Raw genomic sequence first — 26119 nt, forward strand, 5'->3', positions numbered from 1 at the left:
CCGAGCCCGCGAGCGCCGTCCAAACCAAGTGTTGCAACTGGCTCTCCCGCCCACGCCCGAACGGGGCTTGAAACGCGCGCGGTCGGCGCTGGTTCCTGTTGGCGGTCAGAAATTCACGCCTTCGTCCAGCTTGGCGCTGATGCGCAGGGCCGTGACCTGATTCCTCTGGCGACGCAGGATCTGGAAGCGGTGCTGGTAGAAGATGAAGGTCTGGCCCGGCTCGGGAATGGTCTGGGCCTCGTGGATCACCAGGCCGGCGATGGTGACCGCCTCGTCTTCCGGCAGGTCCCAGTCCATGGCGCGGTTCAGGTCGCGCACCGTCACGTCGCCGTCGACATGCACCGAACCGTCCACCTGGGCGCGCACGCCCTCGACGCTGGTGTCGTGCTCGTCGTCGATCTCGCCGACGATCTCTTCCAGGATGTCTTCCAGGGTCACCAGGCCCTGCAGGGCGCCGTATTCGTCGACGACCAGGGCGAAGTGGCTCTTGCGCTTGAGGAAGGCGTTGAGCTGGTCCTTCAGGTTGGTGGTGTCGGGAATGAACCACGGCTCGCGCAGGATGGCGGCGATGTCGAGGGCGTCGATCCCGCCTTCCGACACGGCCAGGGCGCGCAGCAGATCGCGGGCGTGCAGCACGCCGATGATGTTGTCCGGATCGTCGCGATACAGCGGGATTCGCGTGTGCTGGGCCTCCAGCGCCTCGGCCACCAGCTCGCGCGGCGGCAGGTCGGCGTCGCACATGACCATCGACTTGCGGTGGACCATGATCTCGGAGACGTCCATGTCCGACAGGTCCAGCACCCCGCCCAGCATCCGCCGGTCGCCGCTTTCGACCAGGCCTTCGGAGTGGTGGTACTCGACCGCGCCGCGGATTTCCTCGTGGGCGGCCAGCACGTCGACGGCCATGTCCAGCTTGACGCCGAACAGGCGCAGGGTGCGCCGCACGATCCACTGGATGGCGTAGATGATCGGGCCAAACAGGCGCACGACCAGCAGGGTGGGCCCCGACAGGAACCGCGCCACGTCGTCGGACTTCAGGATCGCCAGGGTCTTGGGCAGCACCTCGGCGAAGACCAGCACCAGCACGGTCATGGTCGCGGTGGCCACGGCCACGCCCCAGGGGCCGGGGATGGCGGTGGTCAGCACCGTGGTCGCCAGGGCCGAGGCCAGGATGTTGACCAGGTTGTTGCCCAGCAGCACCGCCCCGATCATCGTCTCCTGGTCGGAGAGCAACTTGTTGACCCGCTTGGCGGGCTTGTCGCCCTCGCGCTCCAGCTGGTGCATCCGCGCCCGGCTGGCGGCGGTGAGCGAGGTCTCGGCCGCCGAAAACAGGGCCGAGATCGCCAGCAGGCCGATGACGATGGGCGCGAGGCCGAGGAGGGCGGTGATCATGGCGGTGTTCTACGCCAGGGCGGTCCAATGGAAAACTTAGTGAATCGACGAAGTTTTCGCTTTTCAAATCCGCGCATGACGCCATAGTTAGCTGAATGGCTAAGCATGACCCCGATCTTTCACGGCGCTTCCACGCGCTGGCTGATCCGACCCGTCGGTTGATCCTGACCCGGCTCGCCGCAGGGCCGGCCAAGGTGACGGATCTGGCCGGTCCCACCGGGCTGCGCTTGCCCACGGTGATGCGGCACCTTTCCGTGCTGGAGGCGGCCGGACTGATCGCCACGTCGAAGGACGGACGGATACGCACCTGCGCTTTCGTGCCCGAGGCGATGGACCCTTTGCGGACCTGGATGGACGAGCAGCGGGCCAGTTGGGAGGGCCGGCTCGACCGCCTGGACGCCTTTGTGATGGCTGTGATGAAGGAGAATGAGACGTGACACAGAATCTTGCGGCCGACGGGATGATCGGCGCGGTGCGGGATGACCGCCAAGGCCGCTTCGCCACCCTGACCTTCGAGCGGGAGGTGGCCGCTCCGGCCTCGGTGCTTTGGAAGGTCTGGACCGACCCGGCGGCGCGGGCCGTATGGGCGCCGCCCGCGCCCTCGGTGACGGTGGAGTTCCTGGAGGCCGACACCCGGGTGGGCGGCCGCGAAATCTCGTTATGCAAGGTTGAAGGCCAGCCGGACATCCGCTGCGAGAACGGCTGGCTGGTCCTGCAGTCCGAGACGCGCAGCGTGAACTACGAGGTCATCTCGTCGGAAGGCGTGACCCTGTCTGCGGCGCTGGTCACCGCCGAGGTGTCGGCCGCCGGCCCGCATAGCCGGCTGAGGGTTACTGTGCAGCTCTCCTCGCTGGCCGAGGATATGGAGGCCGGCTACCGCCAGGGGTTCAGCGCCGGTCTCGACAATCTGGCGGGCGTAGCCGAGCGAACCATGGTGCTGCAACGGGTGATAAAGGCGCCGCGATTTGTCGTCTGGGGCGCCTGGATGAACCCTGAAACCCTGCCGCAATGGTGGGGGCCTGACGGATTTTCCTGCCGCACCGCAAGGATCGATCTGCGCGCCGGCGGAGAGTGGCTGTTTGACATGATCGCGCCCGATGGCACGGTCTTTCCGAACCACCATCGCTATGTCGCCGTCCAGCCCGAGACGCGGATCGGCTACGCGCTTCTCTGGGGTGAAAACGGCCCCAAACATGCCGACGCCTGGGCCGCGTTCGAGGATCAGGACGGGGCCACAAAGGTCACGCTGGGCATGGTGTTCAGCACGACCGCCGAGTTCCAGGAGGCCAAGGGTTTCGGCGCCGTGGAGCTGGGGCTGCAAACCCTGGGCAAGCTGGAACAGTTCATCGTTTCACGCTGAAGGCCTAAGCGCCGGCGCCGTCCTCGACACCAATGACTCGCACCCCGCGCGGGCGGCCTTCGCTATCGGTCCAGTGGAAGGTTTCGCCGGCGGTCATGCCGATCAGGGCGGCGCCGACCGGGGTCAGCACCGAGATCCGGCCCTCGTCGATACTGGCGTCGCGCGGCAGGCTCAGGCGTAGGCGGCGAACCTGGCCGCTGGCGAGATCCTGATACTCGACGGTCGAGCCGAGGCCAGCGAACGGGTAGGGCGCTTCGCCGGCGTCGACGATCACGGCGCGGGCCATCTCGCCGGCCAGTACGCGGCTGCCGGCGGCGCGGCCGGCGAGGGCCTGCGCCAGGTTGGACAGGATCTCGTGGTCGGCCTCGGTCACGTAGACGGTGGGCAGAGCGGTGACGGTGGGCAGGGTCTGGGTTTGGGTGGTCGTAGTCATGGTAGCTTTCTGGGGGATTTGAGCCTCTTCCGGCGCCATCAGTTGTGAGGCGATGACCGGGGGCTCGATGGGACGCGCCGTGTGGCGCGAGCGTCGTCAGACGCGGATCTCTTGGGAAAGCCCCGGCGCTCTTGCCGCGAACCCTTCAGGGGCTCGTCGTGGAAAGAGGCGTTGCGGGGATTTTCAACGTCGCCCCGGGCTGTGTCAGCGTCGGGGTCTAGAGGCCTGCGTTCAGGCGTCCAGCGGCGGTCTGGCCGTCTCTGGTGACTGGGAGATGGGGAGGCGAGGGGCGGATGTCAATGACAACGGTCACCAGAGCCGCGCTCCTCAACTACTGTATATACGATCAGGTTGAGGTGTCGCCTTAAATCGTATATACGAAAAACATGCAGTTCGACCCTGCCAAGAACGAAGCCAACCTTGCCAAGCATGGGGTTTCTCTTGAGGGGGCCGACGAGATGATGATCCAGGCCGTCATCGAGGACGATCGCCAAGACTATGGCGAAATCCGCTATCGAGCCTTTGGCCTGATCGACGCGGTGGCCCACTGTCTGGTGTTTACCGATCGCGAGGGCGTATTGCGGGCCATTAGCCTGCGTCGCGCGCATCGCAAGGAGATGAAGCGTTATGTCGCGTAAGCCGACCGACCTCGAAAACCCCGAATGGACGGCTGCAGATTTCGGGCGGGCCAAGGGTCCGGAAAGCCTGCCTGCCCACGTCCTGGCCGCATTTCCCAAGACGGCGGCGAAGGTGCGCGGGCCTCAGAAGGCTCAGACCAAGGCCCCGGTTTCCATTCGACTGGACCAAGCTGTCGTAGATCACTTCAAGGCTCAGGGGCCCGGCTGGCAGAGCCGGATCAATGAGGCGTTGCTGGAGATCGTGAAGCGCTAACCCGCCGCGCCGTCCTCGATCAAAAACGTCTTCAGCGCCGCGCGGTCCACGTCCTTGGCCACGAACGCGTCGCCGATCCCGCGCACGAGAATGAAGGTCAGGGTCCCGCCTTCGGCCTTCTTGTCCTGGCCGCAATGGGCGACCAGGGCGTCGGCGTTGAAGGGCTCTGCGCGCACATCGCTCATCCGCGTCGGCAGGCCGGCGGCCTTGATGGCGGCTTCGGCGCGGAGGGCGTCCTGGCTGGGGCACAGGCCTTGCCGCGCCGAGAACCGGAAGGCCTGGGCCATGCCCACGCCGACGGCCTCGCCGTGTTTCAGCGCATCGCCAAAGCCCATCTCGGCCTCGATCGCGTGGCCGAACGTGTGCCCCAGGTTCAGCAGAGCGCGCCGGCCGGCTTCTTTCTCGTCCTCGGCGACGATCTCGGCTTTCATTTCGACCGAGCGCCCTACGGCGCGAACCAGGGCGGCGGTGTCGCGCTCCAGCACGGCGTGGACATTGGCTTCCAGCCATTCGAAGAAGGCGAAGTCGCCCAGCAGGCCGTACTTGATCACCTCGGCATAGCCGCAGGCCATTTCGCGGGCGGGCAGGGTGGCCAGCACGTCGAGGTCGGCCAGCACCAGGCGCGGCTGGTGGAACGCGCCGATCAGGTTCTTGCCGCGCGGGGTGTCGATGGCGGTCTTGCCGCCCACCGAGCTGTCGACCTGGGCCAGCAGCGTCGTCGGGACCTGGATGAAGTCGATGCCGCGCTTGTAGATCGAGGCCGCGAAGCCGGCTAGATCGCCGATCACGCCGCCGCCGAACGCCACGATCATGTCGCCGCGCTCGAGGCCCAGATGCAGCAGGCGGTCAGAGAGATCGGCCAGGCCCTCGAAGCTCTTGGTCTCCTCGCCGGGCGGCATGACGATCATGTCGACCGCGATACCGGCCTTTTCCAGCGACACCGACAGCCGCTCGCCATGGTGCTCGCCGACGATGGAGTCGGTGACGATGGCGGTGCGCTTGCGCTTGAGCAGCGGCGCGATGTGGTCGCCGGCGCGGTCGATCAGGCCCGTGCCGATCCGCACGTCATAGGCGCGATCGCCCAGGCCCACGGGAACGGTGCGGATCATGGTTTGAAAGACTCCTGGTCCAGACGATCGCGCAGGGCGCTGATCACGGCTTCCACCGCCACGGCGTGCGGCGTGTCGCCGGTCTGAACATGAACATGGGCCTGGGCGTAGGCCGGATAGCGGACTTGCGCCAGTTCGGTCAGCACCTCGACCGGATCTCGGTTCTTGAGCAGGGGCCGGCTGTCCTTGCGGCCCACGCGACGGGCCAGAAGCTCGATATCGGCTTTCAGCCATACCGAGATGGCATGCTCGTTGATCAGCGACCGGGTCTCGTCATTGATGAAGGCCCCGCCGCCGGTGGCCAGCACGTGCGGCGGCTCTTCCAGCAGGCGGGCGATCACGCGGCGCTCGCCGTCGCGAAAGGCCGCCTCGCCCAGTTCGGCGAAGATTTCGGGGATCGAGCGGCCGGCGGCGTCCTCGACCTCGTTGTCGGCGTCGCGGAACGGCATGTCCAGCGCCTGGGCCAGGCGGCGGCCCACGCTGGACTTCCCAACGCCCATCAGGCCGACCAGCACGATGGTGCGGTGGCGCAGGGGCTCAATCGAGGCGGCGTGATCGACGGTCATGATGCGGACGCGGGTTTACACGAGGCTCGGCCCAAGCGCCAAGTTTCGCTGAACCCAAGTTTCGCTGAAGATGGCGTTGCGTCATAACTGGAGCATGATCTCTCGCATGCGTTCGTTTCCTCGCCGGGCAGTCGCCCCGTTCTTCGCCGTGCTTCTGGCCGCCCCGCTGACAGGAGTCGCCGTTCCGGCCCTGGCCCAGGTTCAGGTGCAGTCCCTTGCGCCGCCGGACCTGTTCTCGACCGCCGCCGCCCAGACCGACCTGGGTCCCGACCTCTGGAAGGACACCGCCCCCGACATCGCCCGCGATGTGTTGCCCAGACTGGCCGCCAAGCCGCTGTCGCCCGCCTTCGCCGACCTGGCGCGTCGGGTGCTGGCGACCGGCGCCAACGGGCCGACGGGCGTGGGCAATGACCCCGATCTCGGCGCGGCGCGGGCCATGGCTTTGATCTCCCTGGGCGAGGCGACCGGCGCCGACGCGGTGCTCGACCGCGCGCCCGGCGTAGCCAACAGCGCCGCTCTGTCCCTGGCGGCGGCGGAGGCGGCCCTGATCCGGAGCGATGACGACAAGGCGTGCCGGATCGGCGAGGCCCTGACCGTGGATCGCGGGGCTGGCTACTGGCTGCGGCTTCGCGCCTTCTGCCAGGCGCGCGCCGACCAGGCCGACGCCGCCCAGCTGACCTTCTCCCTGGCCCAGCAACAGACCCCAAAGCAAGGTGGGGGGGACGCCGACTATGCGCGCCTGATGGGCGCGTTGCTGAGCGGTACGGCGCCGGGCGCGGCCAACCTGCGCAACGGGATCAATTACGCAGTGTCGCGCAAGCTGGGGCTGGATATCGCGGCGGCCTCGGCCACGGCGTCGCCCGCCGTGAAACCGGCGATCAAGCCCCCCGGTCCGCCGCCGCCCCTGGCCGGGCTGGACCTGACGGCGCAGGAGACCTCGGACCTGGCCTTCCTGCGCCAGGCCAAGGGGCTGCTCGCCTTTGTCGACTCCGCCAGGACCGCTGCGCCGTCGATCACCATCCTGGCCCGCGCCGATGCGCCGCTGCGCGACCCCGTGCTGTTCGCCCGGGCGGCCCTGGCGGCGGGCGATCTGGCCACGGCCCAGCTGATCCGCTCGCGCCTGACCCAGGACCAGATCCCCGGCGCGACGATCACCGACCTGGCTTTGCTGGACGCCATGATCTCGGCCGCCTCGGGCAAGCCCGACAGCCAGACCCTGGACCGACTGGTCGAGCGCGGGGCCCAGAACGGCGCCAAGTCGCCGGCCCAGCCGGCGGCCCTGCTGCTGGCCTCGCTGGGCGGCGCGATGAGCCCCGAGGCGCGCGGCCAGTTCGCCAATTTCGATGTGGGCAAGTCCGCCGGCTCGACGGCCAGACTGGTGCTGATCGACGACGCGGCGGCGGCTGGCCTCAAGGGCGAGACCGCGCTGCTGGCCCTGTCGGTCGCCGCTGAGGCCGGCGCGGCGGGTCCGGCGCCCGCCGACCGCGCCCGGATCGCGCGCGGCCTGGCCCGCGTCGGCCTGATGGCGGACGCCCGCGCCGTGGTGGTCGAGGGCCTTCTGATCCTGCAGCTGACCAAATGAGCGCCGCCGGCTGGGTCGACGCCTTCCTCGAGATGATGGCCGTCGAGCGGGCCGCCGCGCGCAACACCCTGACGGCCTACGGCAAGGATCTGGAGGACGCGCGGGGCTACCTGTCCCGCGTCGGCGGCGATCTCGACGTCGCCTCGGCCGAGACCATCGAGGCCTATTTCCAGGACCTGGGCATGAGGGGCCTGTCGCCTGCCACCGCCGCCCGTCGGCGCTCGGCCGTGCGGCAGTTCTATCGCTTCGTGCTGGAAGAGGGTTGGCGAACCGACGATCCTTCGCGCCGGGTGGCGGCGCCCAAGGCCGGCCGCCCCCTGCCCAAGGTGCTGTCACGCGGCGAGGTCGACGCCCTGATCGCGGCGGCGGCCGGCAAGGACGGCGGTCAGGGGCTGCGCCTCGCCTGCATGATCGAGCTGCTCTACGCCTCGGGTCTGCGCATCTCGGAACTGCTGTCCCTGCCGCTCAACGCCCTAGCCCGCGATCCGGCCTTCCTGACCGTCAAGGGCAAGGGCGGCAAGGAAAGGCTGGCCCCGCTGAATCCTCCCGCACGAACGGCGGTGAAGGCGTATTTGGAGGTAAGGCCGCAATTTCTGCCAAAAGGCGTCAAAGACAGTCCGTGGCTGTTCCCCTCGCGCGGCGCGTCGGGCCGACTGACCGCCAGGCGGGTCTCGCAACTGCTGGAAGACGCCGCCATCGCCGCCGGCATCGACCGCGAGAAGGTCAGTCCTCACGTTCTGCGCCACGCCTTCGCCACCCATCTGCTAGAGGGCGGCGCCGACCTGCGGGTGATCCAGACCCTGCTGGGCCATGCCGATATCGGCACGACCCAGATCTACACCCACGTGGCGGGCGACCATCTGGCCCGGGTGGTCAAATCCAAGCACCCGCTGGGCCGCAAGGGTTAGCTCTGCCTTGCGCCGGATGGCCGGGCTCTTTAGGAAGCCCCTATCCAATGTAAGGACTTCCCCATGTCGGACGAAACCCGCGACAGCAACGGCACGATCCTGGCCGACGGCGACAACGTGACCCTGATCAAGGACCTCAAGGTCAAGGGCTCGGGCGGCGTCACCCTGAAGCGCGGCACGCTGGTCAAGAACATCCGCCTGACCGGCGACACCGACGAGATCGAGGCCAATGTCGAAAAGGTGCGCGGCCTCGTCCTGCGCGTCGAGTTCGTCAAGAAGGCCTGATGCGTTCCGGGCAGGCTTCCGGCCAATTTGCCCAGAGCTTCGGCAAATATAGATCAGGACTCACAAGACCGTCTCGGCTCAGTCTCATGCGCGTCACCAAGCTCTGCTAGGTCTCCCGGCTATTCACGCTTTTGGGGGAAAGCTGATGCTGAACACGCCGGTTGAGTTCTATATCTTTGGCCTGACGCTGGCGGGGGTCGCCCTGCTTCACAAGCGTACGCTGATGGTGGCGGTGACGGGGCTGCTGGCGACGATCGCCTACAAGCTGGCCTATTCGGGTTTCGCGCACGGGGTCGGCTGGGCGGGCCTTGGTCTGCACCTGGGCCATGAGTGGGTCATTCTCAGCAATCTGCTACTGCTGTTGCTGGGCTTTGCGGTGCTCGCCAATCAGTTCGAGCTGAGCCGCGTCCCGGACTTCATGCCGCGGCTGCTGCCGGACAACTGGCTGGGTGGCGCGGCGCTGCTGCTGATCGTCTTCGTGATGTCGACGATCCTCGACAATATCGCCGCCGCCGTGATCGGGGCGGTGATCGCCCGCAAGGTCTATGCCGGGCGGGTCAGCCTGGGCTTCCTGGCGGCCATCGTCGCCTGTTCGAACGCGGGCGGCGCCGGCAGCGTGATCGGCGACACCACCACCACCATGATGTGGATCGCGGGCGTTTCGCCGCTGGCGGTGCTCAAGGCCTTCATCGCGTCCGGCGTGGCCTTCGTCGTCGTCGCGGGCTTCGCGGCGGCGGCCCAGCATCGGCATCAGCCGATCACCGCCCATGTTCCGGGTGACGCCCCGCCCATCGATGGCTTGCGGATGCTGGTCGTGTTGCTGCTGCTGGCCGCGCTGCTGGGGACCAATTTCGTCGGCAACGCCTATTTCCCAAGCCAGCAGGGCGTCGCGCCCTGGCTGGGCCTGGGCCTGTGGGGCGCGATCCTGATCACCCAGATCCTTCGCAAACCCGATTGGTCGGTCATGCCCGAGGCGGGACGCGGCGCGGCCTTCCTGGTGTGTCTGGTCGGCCTGGCCTCGCTGATGCCGGTCGACTCGCTGCCGCCGGCCTCCTGGCCCAGCGCGCTGGGGCTCGGTTTCCTGTCGGCGGTGTTCGACAATATCCCGCTGACGGCCCTGGCGCTCAAGCAGGGCGGCTATGACTGGGGGGTTCTGGCCTTTGCCGTCGGCTTTGGCGGGTCGATGATGTGGTTTGGCTCCTCGGCCGGTGTAGCGGTGTCCAACCTGTTTCCCGAGGCGCGCTCTGTGGGCGGCTGGCTGAAACAGGGCTGGTTCGTGCCGGTCGGCTATGTGGCGGGCTTCCTGGTTCTGCTGCTGGCTCATGGCTGGGTCCCGACCGCGACGAGGGCGCAGACCGAGGGCGTCGACGCCGAGGCCGCCGAGCATCACTTCGATCCGAACGCCGCGGCGCGGTTCTGGGGCGATGCGCGGGGCCTGATCGATCGGCGCTGACGGACGCCGCGCCGCGGGGGGGCGGTAACGCGGGAAGGGGCCTCCTCAAGGGGGTGTCGGCTGCCTATGTTGGAGAACCCACGACATCAGGAGCAGCCTCATGAAGACTCGGAAACTCGGCGACGGTCTGGAAGTCTCGGCCATCGGCCTGGGCTGCATGGGGATGAGCTGGGCCTATGGCCCGGCCCCGGAAAAGGCCGAGACCTTCAAGGTGCTGGCGCGCGCGGTCGAACTGGGCGTCACCTTCTTCGACACGGCCGAGGTCTATGGCCCCTTCGTCAACGAAGAGCTGGTCGGCGAGGGGCTGAAGCCCTTTCGCGACAAGGTCGTGATCGCCACCAAGTTCGGTTTCAAGATCGCCGCCCCGGAAGCGGCCGGCGGCACGGCCCGGATGGTCGGCGTCGACAGCCGTCCTGAACATATCCGGGAGGTCGCCGAGGCCTCGCTGAAGCGCCTGGGCGTCGAGGTCATCGACCTGCTCTACCAGCACCGCGTCGACCCCAATGTGCCCATCGAAGATGTCGCCGGCACGGTCAGGGACCTGATTGCGGAGGGCAAGGTCAAGCACTTCGGCCTCTCGGAAGCGGGCGCCGACACCATCCGCAAGGCCCACGCCGTGCAGCCTGTCGCGGCCCTGCAGAGCGAGTATTCGCTGTGGACGCGCGGCGTCGAGGCCGAGATCCTGCCGACGATCCGCGAACTGGGCATCGGGCTTGTGCCCTACAGCCCGCTGGGTCGCGGTTTCCTGACCGGGACGCTCACCACCGACGCGGGCCTGGCCAGGGACGATTTCCGTCGCGGCCTGCCGCGCTTCCAGGGCGAGGCCCTGGCCAGGAACCTGTCACTGGTCGAGGCCCTGACCCTGATCGCCGGCGAAAAGGGGATCACCCCCGCCCAACTGGCCCTGGCGTGGCTGCTGCATCAGGGACCGGACATCGCCCCGATCCCCGGCACCACCAAGATCTCCCGCGTCGAAGAGAATGTCGGCGCGGTCGACGTGACCCTGTCGGCCGAGGACCTGTCGCGCATCGCCGCCGCCGTGCCCGAAACGGCTGTCGAGGGCGCGCGCTACAGCGAGGCGGGGCTGGCGATGGTGGGACGGTAGGCGCGCGCGAGTCCATCGACAGGGACAGCGACTTTTCCTAGTTAGGCCGGGCGTTGCGCCTTCAGCTACCGGCTTGGGGTGCGCCGCCTTGGGTCCGGTCGTAGCGGTGGTCTTCGATGAGCAAGATGAATTTCGCGATCTATTTCGCGGGCGACAGCTATTCGACCGACACCAAGATCATGGGGCGGCAAAGCGCCGGCAAAACGTTCATGAAGGGCGTGGCGCGGCGTTGGAAGGCTGACGAGGTCTATGGCTTCGGCGCGCGGACAATTGGCCCCACAATGCAACAGCAGCTTCGTGGCGATGGCTTCGAGGGGGCCTTGCATTGGACGTCTCCGCCGGGAGATCGAGCTCTGCAAGAGCTTGGCGCCGTCTATGTTCCAACGCCGCCAACAGCGCCTTTTGCCCATGCGCGAAATACGCAAGGTCCAGCCGCCTACAGCTTGATTGGAGTGACGCATAGCTTGTCCTCGGCAGGCGCTATGGACCAGATCGCGCAACTGATCCTGCCGCCGTTTCAGCCCTGGGACGCGCTAATCTGTACGTCCGCAGCTGCCCTCTCTGTTGTCAGAAAACTCCAGGATGAACTCAGGGCCTGGTTCTCGGAGCAGACCGGCGCCACACGGTTCAATCCAGTGGCGCTGCCGGTCATTCCGCTTGGCGTGAACGTTGCGGATTTCGCACGAGACGATATCCAGCGCTCCGTTGGCCGTAACATTCTGGGTCTTTCCCCAGACGAGGTGACGTTCCTTTTCGCCGGGCGCATGACCTTCCACGCCAAGGCCAATCCCGCTGTCTTTTATCAGGCCCTGGAAGAAGGCTGCCGACGAACAGGCAAGAGTCTGGTGTGCATTGAGGCGGGCGTCTATCCTACGCCGGGTGTGGCCAAAGCCTTTGAGCAGGCCCGGCGGTTCCTGGCGCCGAGCGTCAGGTTTCTCCAGATCGATGGCCAGGACAGCGATCTGTATGACAAGGCCTGGAAGGCGGCGGATGTCTTCGTGTCCCTTTCCGACAATATCCAGGAAACGTTCGGCCTGACGCCGATCGAGGCGATGGCCGCCGGTATTCCGGTGCTGGTCAGCGACTGGGATGGCTACAAGGACACGGTCCGCGACGGGATCGACGGCTATCGTGTTCCTGTGACCTTGCCCGCTGCCGGAGCCGGGGCGGACCTGGCGTTGAACTATGCCTTGGATCGCGACACCTACGACTACTATATCGGCCGGGTGAGCATGGCGACGGTCGTGGACCTGGCGGTGCTGACCGATCGGGTGATCGCCCTGGCTGACAGCCGCGACCTGAGGGAAAAGCTTGGGGCGGCCGGGGCGGCGGGGGCGCGAGAAAGCTATGACTGGCCGGTCATCCTGGGGCGCTATGTCGAGATGATTGATGGTCTGGGGGAGCTCCGTCGGGCGGCGGGCTCGCGGCCGCCAGCGCCGTGGCCGGGCCGGCCCGACCCCTTTGATCTGTTCGCCCACTATCCCACCGGCAGCCTGGACGAGACCTTGACCGTCGAGGTGCATCTGGAGCGGGCTGAAGCGATCGAGACCTTCCTCGAGCTCGGCGTGGCGCGCTATGTTGTCGATCCCGTGACCCTGCCGCGAGACACCATCGTCGAGCTTCTCCGGCAGGCGGCCGCGCAGCCCGGCACGGTCAGCGCCCTCATCAGGGGGGCCCAGGGCATCGACCCGACCCGGGTTCGCGCCTTGATGTGGCTCTACAAGCTCGGCCTGGTGAAACTCGGTTCCTGATCCGCGGCCTGTTGCGGCGCTAGGGGGGCGAAAGCCTCGCAATCGTGGTCGTCCTGACGTTCACCGCGCCGTCACAGGCCCCGCAACGCACGACGGGAACCAGGCGGGCGCCGCAGGTATGGGTCAGGATTTCCGGCGGGCCGGCTTCGCCCGACAGCCAGCGGTCGCCCCAGGCCATCAGGGCGGCGATCAGGGGGAAGAAGTCGCGTCCCTCCTGGGTCAGCCGGTATTCCCAGCGTTCGGGACGGGTCTGGTACAGGCGCTTTTCCAGCATGCCGCGCTCGACCAGGCGTGACAGCCGGTCGGTGAGGATATTGCTGGCCACCTTCAGTTCGGCCTGCAGGTCCTTGAACCGGGTCAGACCATAGAAGCTGGCGGCGACCAGATGGGCGGTCCAGCGGTCGCCCAGCACCTCGATCGAACGTTCCAGCATCGGATGCAGCGGCGCGCCGCCGGCGCCCTGGGTGTCGCTGGCCCGCCGTGAGTGACGGGCGCGGGGCGCGGGCTCCAGACCGGCGCCCGGACCGGGCGTTAGGGCGATGTCGCGCACCTTCACCGGGGCGGCGCAGGCCTGGCAGACCAGGACCGGGCGCAGGGGCTGTCCGCAGGGTGTGTGGATAATCTGGTGCGAGGGGCAGTCCGGGTCGAGCCGCCAGCGCATCTCCCAGCCCAGCAGCATCAGGGCCGAGTCATAGAGGTCCTTGCCCATGGCGGTCAGGCAGTACTCGTGGCGAACGGGTCGAAGCTGGTAAGGGCGCTTTTCCAGCACGCCGGCCGCCTCCAGCCGTCCCAGACGGTCGACCAGCAGCGAGCGGGCCATGCCGGTCATGGCGATGAAGCCGTCGAAGCGCTTGACGCCCATGAAGGCGGCATAGAGCAGCAGCAGGGTCCAGCGGTCGCCGATCAGGTTCAGCGCACGGGCCGCCGAGCTCTTGCGGACGAGCGTCGGGAGCCGGGGGGCGGCTGGTGCGGTTGAGACCATGGCGCTTGGTGCGGCGCCGCGCGGCGGGCTGTCAACGCCGGGCATGGACTCCGCCGAAGTCACTTGTATAGTCAGACTGACTGGCGAGCGGCATGGGAGGCGGCCTTGGTCTATGTTCTGGGCGGGTGGCAGAGCGACTTCTCAACCAATTGGAGCCGTCAGGGCCGCGACATGGCCGACGCCTTCGCCGAGGCGGTGGGCGAGGGGCTGGCCGCCACGCAGCTGGACCCCGAGGAGATCGAGACCGGCCATGTCGGCAATTTCGCCGGCGAGCTGTTCGCGGGGCAGGGTCTGCTGGGTGGCATGTTCGGTCAGGTGCATCCAGCGTTTGACGGCCTGCCGACGGCCCGCCACGAGGCTGCCTGCGCCTCGGGCAGCGTGGCCATTCTGGCCGCCACCGCCGAGATCGAGGCCGGGCGCTATGATCTGGCCTGCGTGGTCGGCATCGAGCAGATGCGCAATGTTCCAGGCCAGAAGGCGGCCGAGAACCTGGGCAGCGCCGCCTGGGCGGGGCACGAGTTCCAGGACGCCCGCTTCCTGTGGCCGGCGGCCTTTTCGGACCTCGCCGAGGAATATGACCGCCGCTACGGGCTGAAGTACGAGCACCTGATGGCGATCTCGGAGATCAATTTCGCCAACGGCCGCCGCAATCCCAACGCCCAAACCCGCGACTGGCGGTTCGGGCCCGAGGCCTTTACCGAGAACGACGAGACCAACCCGGTGGTCGAGGGGCGCACCCGCAAGCAGGACTGCGGCCAGGTCACGGATGGCACGGCGGTGGTGTTCCTGGCCTCGGCCGAACGCGCCAGGGCCTATGCCGACAAGCGCGGGATCGCGCTGGACAGCATCCCCCGGATCAAGGGCTGGGGCCATCGCTCGGCCCCGATCAGCTATGCCCGCAAGATCGAGAACAGCCGCAATGAGCCTTACGTCTTTCCGCAGGTTCGGCGCGCCATCCTCGACGCCCGCGCCCGGGCCGGGATCGCGCCGGACGTTTCGGGCGTCGACGCTGTCGAGACCCACGACTGCTTCACCGCCACCGAATACATGGCCATCGACCATCTGGGCCTGACCGCGCCCGGCGAAAGCTGGAAGGCCATCGAGGCCGGCGATATCGCCATGGGCGGCAGGCTGCCGATCAATCCGTCCGGCGGTCTGATCGGCGCGGGCCATCCGGTCGGCGCGACCGGCGTGCGCATGACCCTGGACGCCTTCAAGCAGGTGACTGGCACGGCCGGCGACTGCCAGGTCGAGGGCGCCAAGACGGTGCAGACCCTGAACATCGGCGGATCCACGACCACCACGGTGAGTTTCGTGGTGGGGACCTAGATCTCAAGTCCTCCCCCTTCAGGGGGAGGATCTTTTCGCCGCCGCCTTTCGTATCTGTTCGAACACAACATCCGGACGTCCATGAACCCGATCCTCCAACTTCTCGCCATCAACGCCGCCGTCTCGGCCGCCGCCTTCGTCGTGCTGTGGCTGATCGGCCTGAAGCTGAAGGATGTCAGTTTCGTCGACAGCTGGTGGGGCCTGGGCATGGGCCTGATCGCCCTGACCTCGTGGCTGCAGATGGGGCCGACGCCGCACGGCAACCTGCTGCTGATCCTTTGCGCCGTCTGGGCGCTGCGGCTGGGCGGCTACCTGCTGTGGCGCTGGCGCAAGAACGGACCGGATCGTCGCTATGTGACGATGATGGCCCATGCCGAGAGCGAGCGGAAATGGAGCTTCGCCAAGGCGTCCCTGCTGCTGGTCTTCGCCCTGCAATACGCCCTGCAGTTCGTGATCGCCCTGCCGGTGCAGCTGGGCCACGGCTCGGCCGCGCCGCTGGGGCCGCTGGCCTTTGTGGGCGGCGCCATCGCGGTGGTCGGCATCCTGTTCGAGACCATCGGCGACGCCCAGCTGACCGCCTTCAAGGCCAAGCCGGAAAACGCCGGCAAGGTCATGGACAAGGGCCTGTGGCGCTATACCCGCCATCCCAACTATTTTGGTGACGCCTGCGTCTGGTGGGGTCTCTACCTGATCGCCGCCGGCACAGGCCTGGGCGCCTGGACCCTGCCGGCCCCGGTGCTGATGACCTTCTTGCTGACCAAGTGGAGCGGCGTGCCGACGGTCGAGGGCCGGATGCGCCGCAAGCGGCCGGACTACGAGGCCTATGTGCAGCGGACGTCGGGGTTCGTTCCGTGGTTTCCGAAGAAAATCGAACCTGCAAAATAGCTTGTCATCCCGGAAGCCTCGCAGAGGCTATCTGGGACCCAGGGGCAGCCGCATTGCGTTGGCCCCTGGGTCCCGGCTCTCCGCTGCGCTACGGCCGGGATGACAAGAATGGTTACGCCCGCAGCATCGCCCGCCCCGCCCAGACGCTATGCGTCCCGCTGCTCAGCTTGTGCGGCAGGGCGATCCGGCAGACGACCTCGAAGCGCTTGGCGTCGACCAGCACGCACTCTGACGTGCCCCGGTTCTCGTCGATGATGAAGCTGACCAGGTAGCCATCATCTTCCGAGGTCGCCCCGACGCGCGGCGCGAACGGGGCCTCGCTGGCGTAGCGGCCTTCAGGCAGCTGGATCGACCAGCTCTCGCCGGTTTCCAGGTCGTGCTTGACGAAGCCGTTGAACAGGAACCAGCCGGGCTTGGCGGTGGTGGAATAGGCATAGCGATAGGGCTTGCCGGCATATTGCTGGTTGAACATCCCGAACTCGAGGATGCGTTCGTCCAGATGGCCCTCGGTGGTCTCGCCGGTTTTCAGGTTGAAACGCCAGCGGTGCAGCTTGGGCCGGAAGCTGTGCTCGTCCAGATAGGCCATCAGGTGGCCGTGACCGTCGGGGGCGTCTTCCAGCGGGCGCGGGGTGGGGTTTTCCTGGAAGTAGCCGTCGAGGACGATCTCGTCGCCGTCCTCATACGCATTGAGCCAGTGCAGCACATAGGTCGGCGCGGCCTCGAACCATTGCACCGGGCCGCCATGGCGCGGCACGATCCCGAACCGCGAGGGCACACCCTTGTGCAGGCGCACGGCATGGATGTCGCGCTCCAGCAGGTTCTGATCCCAGAACACCGGCAGGTCGTTGAGGATCGAATAGTTCTTGGTGAAGGCCATGTCGTGCGGCAGGCGCGGGCCGGGCAGGTCGATGGCCTGATAGGTCGTCCGCTTGCCGGAAGAGTCGACCACCCCGTAGTGCATGTAGGGCGCGTGCTTGGAGTAGTTGAAGAACAGCAGCTCGCCGGTCTCTTCGTCGACCTTGGGGTGGGCCGAAACGCCGTCCAGCGGCGCCCAGGCGGCGACGCCGAGATTTTCCAGGGTCAGCGGATCCAGGCGGTAAGCCTCGCCGCACTGGTAGAAGGTGGCGATGGCCTCGCCACCATGGACGACGATGTCGGTGCTGGCCGTATCTTTCAGGCCGCCATGCGCGCCGAAGCCGGGGCGCTTGGAGGTTCCGGGCCCGTCGGCGAGCCCGCCCCACAGGCTCTCTCCGACTTCCTGCTCGGCCTGGAAGCCGCGCGTGCGGATGAAGCGGTTGCGATAGGTCGCCTGGCCACCTTTGAATTCGATCTGGTGGACCATGCCGTCACCGTCGAACGGGTGATAGCGGCCCAGCGGGGCGTGGACGGGGTTCTCGGTATTGCGCAGATAGACGCCGTCGATGTCGGTCGGGATCGCGCCCTCCAGCACCTCCAGGTCCCAAGCGTTGACCTCCTCGTGCTGCGGCGTCCAGGCCCCGGTCATATAGGGGTGATTGGTGTGACCCAGCGAAGTGACGACGGGCGGCAGGCGTTCGATCTTCATGGCAGACCTCATCAGAGATAGGCCAGCTTACCGCCAGTCAGTCTTGTTGTGCAAGTAAGGCCGACTTAGCGCGCCGCGCTGACCCGCCAGATCACATTGCCCACATCGTCAGCCAGGAGCAGGGCGCCGGCCTTGTCGACCTCCACACCGACCGGACGTCCCTGAGCTTCGCCCTTGGCGTTGAGGAAGCCGGTCAGGAAGTCCTCGGGTTGGCCAGCCGGCTTGCCGTTCTGGAAGGGGATGAACACCACCTTGTAGCCGGACTGGGGCTTGCGGTTCCATGAGCCGTGCTGGCCGATGAACACGCCGCCGCGATAGCGCTCGGGGAAGGTCGCGCCCTCATAGAAGGTCAGGCCCAGCGAGGCGGTGTGGGCGCCCAGGGCGTAGTCGGGCTTGATCGCCTTGGCGACGAGGTCGGGGCGAGGCGGCTTCACGCGGGTGTCCACCGTCTGGCCGTAATAGCTGTAGGGCCAGCCATAGAAGCCGCCGTCCTGCACCGAGGTCATGTAGTCGGGCACCAGGTCGTTGCCGATCTCGTCGCGCTCGTTGACGGCGGTCCAGAGCTGGCCGGTGACCGGGTTCCAGCCGACGCCGACAGGATTACGAATGCCCGAGGCATAGACCCGGCTGGCGCCGGTGGCGATATCGACCTCAAGAATACCCGCGCGGCGCTCCTCGGCCGCCATGCCGTTCTCTCCGACATTGCTGTTGGAGCCGACGCCCGCATACAGCTTCGAGCCGTCCGGACTGGCGATCAGGCTCTTGGTCCAATGGTGGTTGATCGGCCCGGCGGGCAGGTCGGCGATCTTGCGCGCCGGAGCGGCGATGCTGGTCGCGCCGGTCTGATAGGGGAAGGCGACCACGGCGTCGGTATTGGCCACGTAGAGCGTGTCGCCGACCAGGGCCATGCCGAAGGGCGAGTTCAGGCCGGTCAGGAACGGCGTCTTGATCTCGGCCACGCCGTCGCCGTCAGCGTCGCGCAGCAGGGAGATGCGATTGGCGCTGGGCACGGTGGCGCCGGCCTTGCCCATGATCTGCTTTTCGGCCCAGGCCCGGATATCGAAGCCCTTCTTCTTTTCCTTGGGCGGGCCGTTGGTTTCGGCGACCAGCACATCGCCATTGGGCAGCACCAGCAGCCAGCGCGGATGATCCAGGCCCGAGGCGAAGGCCTGCACCTGGAAGCCCTGGGCGGCGACAGGCGTCGCGCCATTGGCCCAGCGGTTGACGGGCGAGACCTTGACCGTCGGAAACAGCGTCTTGGTCGGCGCGGGCAGAGCTGGGTTGGGGCCATAACCGGTGGCGGCGGTCTGGGACTCGCTCTGGCTACAGGCGGCCAGCGCCGCGAGGGCGAGGACCGTAAGCGCTGCGGGGTGACGAAGGCGCGACATGGAGTTCTCCCAGGGACCTGACGGTAACGCTCGAAAGCGTTCCGCGTTCTTTGGCGGACGGGTCTGATCCCAAGGCTAGACTATTGTTGCGACAGGTCGAGCTTCCCCGTGGTCAGTCGGCCCTCAGCACGGGCGCGGGCCGCCGCGACAGCGCCTGGGCCGCGGCCAGCAAGCCGCCGACCGCCGATAGGCCCGCAGCTCCGGCCAGCAGGGCCATCACGCCGGCCCAGTCGATGCTCCACTGCGCCTTGAACACCAGCACCACCACGGGCCAGGCGGCCGAGAGGCCCAGCAGAACCCCGGCCGCGCCGGCGATCAGGCCGACCGCGCCATATTCGACGACATAGGCCGACAGGATCTGGGTGCGGGTGCCGCCCAGCACCTTCAGCGTCGCCGCCTCGCGCGCCCGGGCCCTGGCTCCGGCCGCGATGGCGCCGGCCAGCACCAGCAGGCCCGCCAGCCCGGCCACGGCCGCCGCGCCGCGAATGGCCAGGGCCAGGCGGTCGAACAGGCCGGCGGCGGCCTCCAGCTGCTCGCGCACGCTGATGACGTTGACCGCCGGAAAGCTTTTGCCCAGGGCGCGGGTCAGGCGGGCCTCGGCCGGCCGGTCCATCTTGGCGATGGCGATATTGCGCAGCACCGCGCCTTCCAGACTTTTCGGGTCCAGGATGATCGAGAAGTTGGGGCCAAAGCCGCCGAACTCGACCTTGCGCAGCACCGCGACCCTGGCCTCCAGATCGCGGCCCAGCACCGACAGGGTGATGGTGTCGCCGGCCTTCAGACCCGCGCCCTGCGCCAGTTCGACCTCCATGGCCACCTGCGGCGGGCCCGCATAGCCGGCCGGCCACCAGCGGCCTTCGACGATGCCGGCGTCCTTCGGCTCGGCGTCGAGGACGGACAGGTTCACGTCGCTGTCAAAGGCCCAGCGTTCGGAGGCCTTGATGGCCTGCAGGTCGATGGGCTTGCCCTTGAGGGCCACGATGCGGCCGGTGGCGAACGGGATGCGCAGATAGCTCTGGTCGTCCAGACGGCCCGCGGCGCGGAACACCTCGGCGTCGAAGGCGGCGACCTCGTCGCCGGGGATCTCGGTGAAGACCATGGCCGGGGCGCTCTTAGGCGCGACCTCGCGGACCTGGGCCAAGAGGGCCGACTGGATCAGCACCACGCAGGCCAGCAGGGCGACACCCAGGCCGATGGCCGGGGTGGCGGTGCGGGCGGCCGAGCGGGGTCCGGCCAGATTGGCCAGGCCGATGCGGATCGGACCGCGCGCCAGACCCCGGACCTTGCCGGCCAGCCAGGCGGCCAGCAGGCCAAGCGCCCACAGGGCGGCGAAGGCGACGGCGACGCCGGCGATCATGATCCCGGCCGCGATGGGCGTCGGGGCGGTGGCGACGGCCAGGGCGGCCAGGCCCAGGCCGCTGACAGCGGCGCCGATCGTCTCCAGTCCGAACGGCGCGCGGACGCCCAGGGCGCGGCGGAACAGGGCCGAGGGCGGGGTGGCGCGGGCGCGGGCCAGGGGGATCAGCGAAAAGGCCGCCGCCGCCAGCAGGCCGAAGGCGCCGGCCTTGACCAGGGGCAGGGGATAGACCGCGAACAGGGCCGGGATCGGCAGGGCGCTGCCGGCGATCTGGCCCAGGATCAGCGGCACGATCGCGCCGATCACCAGCCCGATCAGCACGCCCAGGCCAGCCAGCAGGCCGATCTGGATCAGATAGGTGTTGCGGATCAGGGCCCCGTCGGCGCCCAGCGCCTTGAGCACCGCGATGGAGGGCTCGCGCGTCGCCAGATAGGCCGAAACCGCGCCCGCCACGCCCAGGCCGCCGGCCACCAGCGAGGCCAGACCGATGAAGCCCAGGAAATATTCCAGCTGGTCGATCAGCTTGCGCGCGCCGGGCGCGGCGTTGGAGCGGTCGCGCACGCCAAGGCCGGCCTCGCCGAAGGTCTTTTCCAGCTGCTTGCCGGCGACGACGGGATCGACCCCGTCGCGCACCGTGATGCGGGCGGCCTGATCGGACGGCAGGCCCGGCGCCAGCAGGCCCGTCGGGTCCAGCAGGTCGCGACGCACCACCACGCGCGGGCCCAGCACGAAGCCGCGCGCCACGCTGTCGGGCTGGCGGATCATCACGGCGCGAACCACCAGGGTCAGGGGACCGGCCTCGAATGTGTCGCCGATCTTCAGGCCCAGACGATCCAGCAGGGCCGGTTCGACCGCCGCGCCCGGCAGGCCATCGCGCACGGCAAGAGCCTGCGCCAGGCTAGCCGCGCCCTCCAGCTCGACCTTGCCGGCCAGGGGATAGGCGGCGTCGGCGCCGCGCAGGTCGACCAGCCGGCGTTCCCCTGATGGCGCTTGGGCCATCACCCGGACGCGGGCGGTGTAGGACACCGTGCCCAGCCGGGCGAAGGCGGCGCGTTCCTGCGGGGTGAAGTCGCGGTTCTCGACCGAGGTCGAAATATCGCCGCCCAGGATCTCGCGCGCCTGCGAGGCCAGGCCCCGGCGGAAGGCCTCGGCCGTCGAGCTGGCCGCCGCGATGGCGGCGACGCCCAGCGCCAGACAGGCCAGGAAGATGCCAAAGCCCCGGACGCCGGATCGCAGTTCACGGGCGGCGAGACGGAAGGAAAGGGCGCTCACGCAGCGGCCTCAACAACCTTGCCGTCGGCCATGCGGACGATGCGGTCGGCGCGCTGGGCCAGCACCGGGTCATGGGTGACCATCACCAGGGCCGCGCCGCACTCGGCCAGCAGGTCGAACATCAGGTCGACCACCGAGCCGGCGTTGCGGCTGTCGAGATTGCCGGTGGGCTCGTCGGCGAACAGCAGGATAGGCCGCGCCGCCAGCGCCCGGGCCAGGGCCACGCGCTGCTGCTCGCCGCCCGACAACTGGTGGGGATAGTGGGTCAGGCGCGAGGACAGCCCAACCTTGGCCAGCCAGTCGCGAGCCGTGGGCAGGGCGTTGGGCGCGCGGGCGATCTCCAGCGGCGCGGCGACGTTTTCCTCGGCGGTCATGTTGGGCAGCAGATGGAAGCTCTGGAACACCAGGGCCGCGCGGCCTCGGCGCAGGCGGGCGCGGCCGTCTTCATCCAGTTTTGCCAGATCCTGACCGAACAGATTGACGGTTCCCGAGGTCGGGCGCTCAAGCCCGGCGGCCACGGAAATCAGCGACGACTTGCCCGAACCGGATGGCCCGATGATCGCCACGCGCTCACCTGCCGCCACATGCAGATCGACGCCGCGCAGGATATTCACAGGGCCCGCGGAGGAGGGCAGGGTCAGGGTCACCGACGAAAGGGCGAGCGGCGCTACATCGGCGGACATGAAGTTTCCTTGTTTCGTGCGTTAAGTTTGCGAACCCCAACCCCACATAGGGACTCATGACGATCTTCACACGGCCTGGACCCAGCCGACGCGGGACCATTTTTGGATTTGGCGCGATGCTCGCCGTTTCGACCGGTGCGAATGCGGCGGAGAAGCCTCCGATCGTCACCGTTCTGGGCGACTCGATCACCGCCGGCCTGGGCCTGCCCGCGCGCGACGCCCTGCCGGCGCAGCTGCAGAGCGCCCTCGACCGGATGGGCGTGCGGGCGGCTGTGCGCGGGGCGGGTGTCTCGGGCGACACCAGCGGTGGCGGTCTGGCGCGGGTCGACTTCAGCGTCGGCGCCGACACCGCAGTCTGCGTGGTGGCCCTGGGAGGCAACGACCTGCTGCAGGGCGCCGATCCCTCGCGGACCAAGGCCAATCTGAAGCGCATCATCGAGAAGCTGAAGGCCCGCCGCATCCGCGTGGTGCTGGCCGGCGTGCGGGCGCCGCCGCTGATCGGGGCGTCCTATGCCCGCGACTTCACCGGCCTCTATCCGGCCCTGGCGCGCGAGACCGGCGTGGTCTTCCATCCGGACTTCGTCACCGGCGTGGTCGGGGCCCAGCGCCTGATGCAGCGCGACGGCATCCATCCCAACGCCGCCGGCGCGCGGGTGATCGCCGAGCGGCTGGCGCCGACGGTGGCGTCCGCGCTGCGAACCGCGATCTAGGTTCACAGCGCGGATCGTCCCTAGCCGTCGATCAGGGTGGACTTGCCCGCCGGCGGGTGAGCCGTGTGGGCGCTGCCGCCGAACACGCGATGCATCAACCGTTCGGAACGCGCCTTCAGGCCGTCCATCAGGACGAAGACGACCGGCACGTACAGCAGCGACAGCAGGGTCGAGGTGATCAGGCCGCCGATGACGGCGATCGCCATCGGGGCGCGGAACTCGACATCGGCTCCGAACCCGACCGCGACCGGCAGCATGCCCACGCCCATGGCGACCGTGGTCATCAGGATGGGCCGGGCCCGCTTGTGCGCCGCGTCGATGATCGCCTCGCGCTTGGTCATGCCGTTCTGCATGGCCACGATCGCGTACTCGACCAGCAGGATCGAGTTCTTGGCCGCGATCCCCATCAGCATCAGGATGCCGATCAGGGTCGAGATCGAGAAGCTGGACCCCACCAGCACCAGCAGGGCGAAGGCGCCGCCGATGGCCAGGGGCAGGGCGACCATGATGGTGATCGGGTGGGCGAAACTGCGGAACAGCAGCACCAGCACCACATACATCAGCAGGATGCCGGTGATCAGGGCGGCGGCGAAGCCGGTGACCATCTCCTGGATGAACTCGGCGTCGCCGGCGGCCACCTCGGTAACGCCGGTCGGCAGGTTCTTGACCGAGGCCAGGGCATGCACGCGCTGGCTGGCCTCGCCCACCACGATGCCGTCGAGTTCGGCGGTGATGGTGGCGACCCGCGAGCGGTCCTGACGGCTGATCTGCGAGGGGCCGGCGCCGAAGCGCACGTCCGCCACGGCGTTCAGCGGCACGGCGCCGTTGGCGCTGGGCACCTGCAGGGTCTGCAGAATGGCCATGTCCTCGCGGGCGTCCTGGGTCAGGCGCAGACGGATCGGCACCTGCCGGTCGCCCAGATTGTACTTGGGCAGGTTCTGGTCGACGTCGCCGATGGTGGCGACGCGCACGGCCTGCGAGATCACGCCGGCCGAGACGCCGGCGCGGGCGGCCTGGTCGGGGCGCGGCGAGACCACGATCTCGGGACGGGCGATGGCGGCGGTGTTGACCACATGCGCCAGGCCCGGAACGTTGCGCATGTCGGCCTCGACCTTGCGGGCGGCGGCTTCGAGGGCGGGACCGTTGTCGCTGAGCAGGCGCAGGGTGAAGCTGGAGCCGTCGCTGGGACCGCCGCCGCTGTTGGAGCCCGCGCCGATCCGCGCGCCCGGAATGGCGGCGAACTGGTCGACCATCAGGCGGCTGAATTCCTGCTGGCCCATGCGCTTGCCCTTGGGAACGAGATCGGCGTTCAGGGTGGCCGTATTGACGGCATTGTTGCCGCCGATCGATGCATAGACACCGACCACTTCGGGACGGGCCCGCAGTTCGCGGGTCATGCGCTGAACGATGGCGTCGGTCTCATCCAGCGTCGCGCCGGGCGGCAGCTGGACCGAGAACGGCGCACGGCCCCGGTCGGCGGCCGGCGAGAACTCGAACGGCAGCTTGGTCGCCAGGAAGCCGGAGATCAGCATCATGGGCACGCCCATCGCCAGGACCTTCCAGCGATTGTTCAGACCCCAGGTCAGGCTTTTCAGGTAGGGCGCCATCCAGAACGGGTCGGCGTCCTCGTGCTTGCTGTTGGCCTTGAGCATGTAGGCGCCCATCAGCGGCGTCAGCAGGCGGGCCACGACCAGCGAGAAGAGCACCGAGACACAGGCGGCCAGGGCGAAGGCCTTGAAGAACTGGCCGATGATGCCCGGCATGAAGCCGACCGGCGCGAACACCGCCACGATGGTGAAGGTGGTGGCCACGACCGCCAGGCCGATCTCGTCGGCCGCTTCCATGGCCGCCGCATAGGGCGTCTTGCCGCCCCGCATGTGGCGGACCATGTTCTCGATCTCGACGATGGCGTCGTCGACGAGGATGCCCACGGTCAGCGACAGGGCCAGCAGGGTGATGCTGTTCAGCGACTGGTTCAGCGGCGCCATCAGGGCGAAGGTCGGCAGCAGCGACATCGGGATGGCGACGGCCGCCAGGAAGGTCGCCCGCCAGTCGCGCAGGAACAGCAGCACCACCAGAACGGCCAGCACGGCGCCGAGGATCAGCGCCTCCATCGAGGCCAGATAGCTGTCCTCGATATATTTCACTTCCGAAGTGATCTCGTCGATCTCGACTTCCGGATGGGCTTTGTCGAGCTTCTCGACGGCCTTGCGGATTTTCTCCGCGGTCTGGACCTCGCTGGCGCCGCGCGAGCGGACCATGTTGAAGGTCACCACTTCCTGACCGTCATAGCGGGCGCGCGAGCGGGGCTCGGCCCAGCGGTCCTCGACCGTGCCCAGGTCGCCCAGGCGTACGGTTCCGCCGGCTGACAAGGGCACGCGGGTTTCGCGCAGCTGATCGATCGAGCCGGCCGCGCCCAGGGTGCGGATGGCGCGCTCGGAGCCCGAAATGGTCACCCGGCCGCCGGGCAGATCGGCGTTGCTGGACACCAGGGCCTGGCTGACCTGGGCGGCGGTGACTCCGCGCGCGGCCAGGCGGTCGGGATCCAGGGCCACCTCGATCTCGCGATCGACGCCGCCCCGGCGATTGACCTCGCCGACGCCCTTGATCGCCAGCAGGGTGCGGCTGACCTCGTTGTCGACGAACCAGCTGCGCTGTTCAGGCGTCAGGGTCGGGGCTTTGACCACATAGGTGATCAGCGGATCGCCGGAGATGTCGATCCGGGTGACGTTGGGCTCCTGCATGTCCTGGGGCAGGTCGCCCCGCAGGCCGGACATGGCGTTGCGGACGTCGTTGGTGACGCGCTCGTGGTCGACGCCCAGCTCGAACTCGATGAAGGTCGAGGAGACGCCGTCGGTGATGGTGGAATTGATGTGGCGAACCTGGCCCAGGCCCGCGACCGAGTCCTCGATCAGGCGGGTGACCTGGGTTTCCAGCTCGCTGGGCGCGGCGCCGGGGCGCGCGGCCGTGACGACGACGAACGGCAGGTCGACGTCGGGATTGTTGTTGATCCGCATGCTGCGGAAGCCGGAAATCCCGGCGATGGTCAGCAGCAGGAACAGCAGGATGACGGGGATCGGGTTTCGGATCGCCCAGGAGGAGATGTTGTTCATG

Annotated in this window: 23 protein-coding genes and 1 pseudogene; 13 read left to right on the plus strand and 11 right to left on the minus strand. The window is 68.2% G+C overall.

Annotation, left to right across the window (positions count from 1 at the left end):
* Positions 1–105 precede the first annotated feature (105 nt).
* A complete protein-coding gene (locus ACW17V_RS04125) occupies positions 106–1392 on the minus strand; it encodes an HlyC/CorC family transporter (protein WP_492107618.1) in 1287 nt (428 codons plus the stop codon).
* Positions 1393–1487: 95 nt separating this feature from the next.
* On the opposite strand from ACW17V_RS04125, the gene ACW17V_RS04130 reads away from it, so the two are divergent.
* Together ACW17V_RS04130 and ACW17V_RS04135 are read left to right on the plus strand one after the other, a co-directional pair.
* Positions 1488–1829 (plus strand): ArsR/SmtB family transcription factor, encoded by a 342-nt coding sequence (locus ACW17V_RS04130; protein ID WP_492107619.1) that lies wholly within the window; start codon positions 1488–1490, stop codon positions 1827–1829.
* Positions 1826–2752 carry an SRPBCC family protein gene (locus tag ACW17V_RS04135; RefSeq protein ID WP_492107620.1) on the plus strand — a complete coding sequence of 309 codons (927 nt, stop codon included), beginning with the start codon at positions 1826–1828 and terminating at the stop codon, positions 2750–2752. The genes ACW17V_RS04130 and ACW17V_RS04135 overlap by 4 nt, the downstream gene beginning before the upstream one ends.
* A 4-nt stretch (positions 2753–2756) precedes the next feature.
* Here ACW17V_RS04135 and ACW17V_RS04140 read toward each other — a convergent pair whose 3' ends face one another.
* The gene (locus ACW17V_RS04140) at positions 2757–3185 is read right to left on the minus strand and encodes a GreA/GreB family elongation factor (RefSeq protein WP_492107621.1); all 429 of its coding nucleotides are present in this window, start codon (positions 3183–3185) and stop codon (positions 2757–2759) included.
* A gap of 386 nt (positions 3186–3571) precedes the next feature.
* Between ACW17V_RS04140 and ACW17V_RS04145 the strand changes: the two genes are divergently transcribed.
* Both ACW17V_RS04145 and ACW17V_RS04150 read left to right on the plus strand, forming a co-directional pair.
* Positions 3572–3823, plus strand: a complete 252-nt coding sequence (locus tag ACW17V_RS04145; RefSeq protein ID WP_492107622.1) for a BrnT family toxin — start codon at positions 3572–3574, stop codon at positions 3821–3823.
* Positions 3813–4076: a BrnA antitoxin family protein gene (locus ACW17V_RS04150; RefSeq protein WP_492107623.1), complete on the plus strand. Its 264-nt coding sequence runs from the start codon at positions 3813–3815 to the stop codon at positions 4074–4076. The genes ACW17V_RS04145 and ACW17V_RS04150 overlap by 11 nt, the downstream gene beginning before the upstream one ends.
* Here the strand turns inward: ACW17V_RS04150 and aroB are convergent.
* Together aroB and ACW17V_RS04160 are read right to left on the minus strand one after the other, a co-directional pair.
* Complete coding sequence (aroB, locus tag ACW17V_RS04155) at positions 4073–5185, minus strand: 3-dehydroquinate synthase (protein WP_492107624.1); 1113 nt, start codon at positions 5183–5185, stop codon at positions 4073–4075. The two genes, ACW17V_RS04150 and aroB, sit on opposite strands and share 4 nt — an antisense overlap.
* Positions 5182–5751 carry a shikimate kinase gene (locus ACW17V_RS04160; RefSeq protein ID WP_492107625.1) on the minus strand — a complete coding sequence of 190 codons (570 nt, stop codon included), beginning with the start codon at positions 5749–5751 and terminating at the stop codon, positions 5182–5184. The genes aroB and ACW17V_RS04160 overlap by 4 nt, the downstream gene beginning before the upstream one ends.
* A gap of 106 nt (positions 5752–5857) precedes the next feature.
* Between ACW17V_RS04160 and ACW17V_RS04165 the strand changes: the two genes are divergently transcribed.
* The 6 genes from ACW17V_RS04165 (at position 5858) to ACW17V_RS04190 (ending at position 12835) form a co-directional block, all read left to right on the plus strand.
* On the plus strand, positions 5858–7333 hold the full coding sequence (locus tag ACW17V_RS04165; RefSeq protein ID WP_492107626.1) for a hypothetical protein: 1476 nt from the start codon (positions 5858–5860) through the stop codon (positions 7331–7333).
* On the plus strand, positions 7330–8241 hold the full coding sequence (locus ACW17V_RS04170) for a site-specific tyrosine recombinase XerD (protein WP_492107627.1): 912 nt from the start codon (positions 7330–7332) through the stop codon (positions 8239–8241). Before ACW17V_RS04165 ends, ACW17V_RS04170 begins: the two co-directional genes overlap by 4 nt.
* A gap of 63 nt (positions 8242–8304) precedes the next feature.
* Entirely contained in the window at positions 8305–8526 is a 222-nt protein-coding gene (locus tag ACW17V_RS04175) for an alkylphosphonate utilization protein (RefSeq protein WP_056440777.1), read from the plus strand.
* Positions 8527–8671: 145 nt separating this feature from the next.
* Complete coding sequence (locus ACW17V_RS04180) at positions 8672–9979, plus strand: hypothetical protein (protein ID WP_492107628.1); 1308 nt, start codon at positions 8672–8674, stop codon at positions 9977–9979.
* A gap of 100 nt (positions 9980–10079) precedes the next feature.
* Complete coding sequence (locus ACW17V_RS04185; protein ID WP_492107629.1) at positions 10080–11084, plus strand: aldo/keto reductase; 1005 nt, start codon at positions 10080–10082, stop codon at positions 11082–11084.
* 116 nt (positions 11085–11200) lie between these two features.
* The gene (locus ACW17V_RS04190) at positions 11201–12835 is read left to right on the plus strand and encodes a glycosyltransferase family 4 protein (RefSeq protein ID WP_492107630.1); all 1635 of its coding nucleotides are present in this window, start codon (positions 11201–11203) and stop codon (positions 12833–12835) included.
* A 19-nt stretch (positions 12836–12854) separates the two neighbouring features.
* Here ACW17V_RS04190 and ACW17V_RS04195 read toward each other — a convergent pair whose 3' ends face one another.
* Positions 12855–13817: a winged helix-turn-helix transcriptional regulator gene (locus ACW17V_RS04195; protein ID WP_492108731.1), complete on the minus strand. Its 963-nt coding sequence runs from the start codon at positions 13815–13817 to the stop codon at positions 12855–12857.
* A 105-nt stretch (positions 13818–13922) separates the two neighbouring features.
* Between ACW17V_RS04195 and ACW17V_RS04200 the strand changes: the two genes are divergently transcribed.
* Both ACW17V_RS04200 and ACW17V_RS04205 read left to right on the plus strand, forming a co-directional pair.
* Entirely contained in the window at positions 13923–15146 is a 1224-nt protein-coding gene (locus tag ACW17V_RS04200; RefSeq protein ID WP_492107631.1) for an acetyl-CoA acetyltransferase, read from the plus strand.
* A gap of 81 nt (positions 15147–15227) precedes the next feature.
* Positions 15228–16031 carry a DUF1295 domain-containing protein gene (locus ACW17V_RS04205; RefSeq protein WP_492107632.1) on the plus strand — a complete coding sequence of 268 codons (804 nt, stop codon included), beginning with the start codon at positions 15228–15230 and terminating at the stop codon, positions 16029–16031.
* 30 nt (positions 16032–16061) lie between these two features.
* Here the strand turns inward: ACW17V_RS04205 and ACW17V_RS04210 are convergent.
* From ACW17V_RS04210 to ACW17V_RS04230, 5 genes and pseudogenes are all read right to left on the minus strand, one after another.
* Positions 16062–16181: pseudogene (locus ACW17V_RS04210) on the minus strand (hypothetical protein); the annotation flags it as partial.
* The gene (locus tag ACW17V_RS04215; RefSeq protein WP_492107633.1) at positions 16144–17595 is read right to left on the minus strand and encodes a carotenoid oxygenase family protein; all 1452 of its coding nucleotides are present in this window, start codon (positions 17593–17595) and stop codon (positions 16144–16146) included. The pseudogene ACW17V_RS04210 and the gene ACW17V_RS04215, both read right to left, overlap by 38 nt.
* A 65-nt stretch (positions 17596–17660) precedes the next feature.
* Positions 17661–18983 carry a PQQ-dependent sugar dehydrogenase gene (locus ACW17V_RS04220; protein WP_492107634.1) on the minus strand — a complete coding sequence of 441 codons (1323 nt, stop codon included), beginning with the start codon at positions 18981–18983 and terminating at the stop codon, positions 17661–17663.
* Positions 18984–19095: 112 nt separating this feature from the next.
* A complete protein-coding gene (locus tag ACW17V_RS04225; RefSeq protein ID WP_492107635.1) occupies positions 19096–21612 on the minus strand; it encodes an ABC transporter permease in 2517 nt (838 codons plus the stop codon).
* A complete protein-coding gene (locus ACW17V_RS04230) occupies positions 21609–22295 on the minus strand; it encodes an ABC transporter ATP-binding protein (RefSeq protein ID WP_492107636.1) in 687 nt (228 codons plus the stop codon). Before ACW17V_RS04230 ends, ACW17V_RS04225 begins: the two co-directional genes overlap by 4 nt.
* Positions 22296–22411: 116 nt before the next feature.
* Between ACW17V_RS04230 and ACW17V_RS04235 the strand changes: the two genes are divergently transcribed.
* Complete coding sequence (locus ACW17V_RS04235) at positions 22412–23005, plus strand: arylesterase (protein ID WP_492107637.1); 594 nt, start codon at positions 22412–22414, stop codon at positions 23003–23005.
* A 20-nt stretch (positions 23006–23025) separates the two neighbouring features.
* On the opposite strand, the gene ACW17V_RS04240 is transcribed toward ACW17V_RS04235, so the two are convergent.
* A complete protein-coding gene (locus tag ACW17V_RS04240; RefSeq protein WP_492107638.1) occupies positions 23026–26118 on the minus strand; it encodes an efflux RND transporter permease subunit in 3093 nt (1030 codons plus the stop codon).
* Between the last annotated feature and the right edge of the window lies 1 nt (position 26119).

Source organism: Caulobacter sp. FV2ye17ST (genome assembly GCF_058680955.1).

Excerpts from the sequence above, each read along its gene's own strand:
- ACW17V_RS04165 (WP_492107626.1), top strand. The coding sequence starts at position 5,858 with ATGCGTTCGTTTCCTCGCCGGGCAGTCGCCCCGTTCTTCGCCGTGCTT.
- ACW17V_RS04220 (WP_492107634.1), bottom strand. The coding sequence starts at position 18,983 with ATGTCGCGCCTTCGTCACCCCGCAGCGCTTACGGTCCTCGCCCTCGCG.
- ACW17V_RS04145 (WP_492107622.1), top strand. The coding sequence starts at position 3,572 with ATGCAGTTCGACCCTGCCAAGAACGAAGCCAACCTTGCCAAGCATGGG.
- ACW17V_RS04180 (WP_492107628.1), top strand. The coding sequence starts at position 8,672 with ATGCTGAACACGCCGGTTGAGTTCTATATCTTTGGCCTGACGCTGGCG.
- aroB (WP_492107624.1), bottom strand. The coding sequence starts at position 5,185 with ATGATCCGCACCGTTCCCGTGGGCCTGGGCGATCGCGCCTATGACGTG.
- ACW17V_RS04230 (WP_492107636.1), bottom strand. The coding sequence starts at position 22,295 with ATGTCCGCCGATGTAGCGCCGCTCGCCCTTTCGTCGGTGACCCTGACC.
- ACW17V_RS04150 (WP_492107623.1), top strand. The coding sequence starts at position 3,813 with ATGTCGCGTAAGCCGACCGACCTCGAAAACCCCGAATGGACGGCTGCA.
- ACW17V_RS04175 (WP_056440777.1), top strand. The coding sequence starts at position 8,305 with ATGTCGGACGAAACCCGCGACAGCAACGGCACGATCCTGGCCGACGGC.
- ACW17V_RS04160 (WP_492107625.1), bottom strand. The coding sequence starts at position 5,751 with ATGACCGTCGATCACGCCGCCTCGATTGAGCCCCTGCGCCACCGCACC.
- ACW17V_RS04140 (WP_492107621.1), bottom strand. The coding sequence starts at position 3,185 with ATGACTACGACCACCCAAACCCAGACCCTGCCCACCGTCACCGCTCTG.
- ACW17V_RS04215 (WP_492107633.1), bottom strand. The coding sequence starts at position 17,595 with ATGAAGATCGAACGCCTGCCGCCCGTCGTCACTTCGCTGGGTCACACC.
- ACW17V_RS04205 (WP_492107632.1), top strand. The coding sequence starts at position 15,228 with ATGAACCCGATCCTCCAACTTCTCGCCATCAACGCCGCCGTCTCGGCC.
- ACW17V_RS04190 (WP_492107630.1), top strand. The coding sequence starts at position 11,201 with ATGAGCAAGATGAATTTCGCGATCTATTTCGCGGGCGACAGCTATTCG.
- ACW17V_RS04185 (WP_492107629.1), top strand. The coding sequence starts at position 10,080 with ATGAAGACTCGGAAACTCGGCGACGGTCTGGAAGTCTCGGCCATCGGC.
- ACW17V_RS04235 (WP_492107637.1), top strand. The coding sequence starts at position 22,412 with ATGCTCGCCGTTTCGACCGGTGCGAATGCGGCGGAGAAGCCTCCGATC.
- ACW17V_RS04170 (WP_492107627.1), top strand. The coding sequence starts at position 7,330 with ATGAGCGCCGCCGGCTGGGTCGACGCCTTCCTCGAGATGATGGCCGTC.
- ACW17V_RS04240 (WP_492107638.1), bottom strand. The coding sequence starts at position 26,118 with ATGAACAACATCTCCTCCTGGGCGATCCGAAACCCGATCCCCGTCATC.
- ACW17V_RS04125 (WP_492107618.1), bottom strand. The coding sequence starts at position 1,392 with ATGATCACCGCCCTCCTCGGCCTCGCGCCCATCGTCATCGGCCTGCTG.
- ACW17V_RS04130 (WP_492107619.1), top strand. The coding sequence starts at position 1,488 with ATGGCTAAGCATGACCCCGATCTTTCACGGCGCTTCCACGCGCTGGCT.
- ACW17V_RS04195 (WP_492108731.1), bottom strand. The coding sequence starts at position 13,817 with ATGGTCTCAACCGCACCAGCCGCCCCCCGGCTCCCGACGCTCGTCCGC.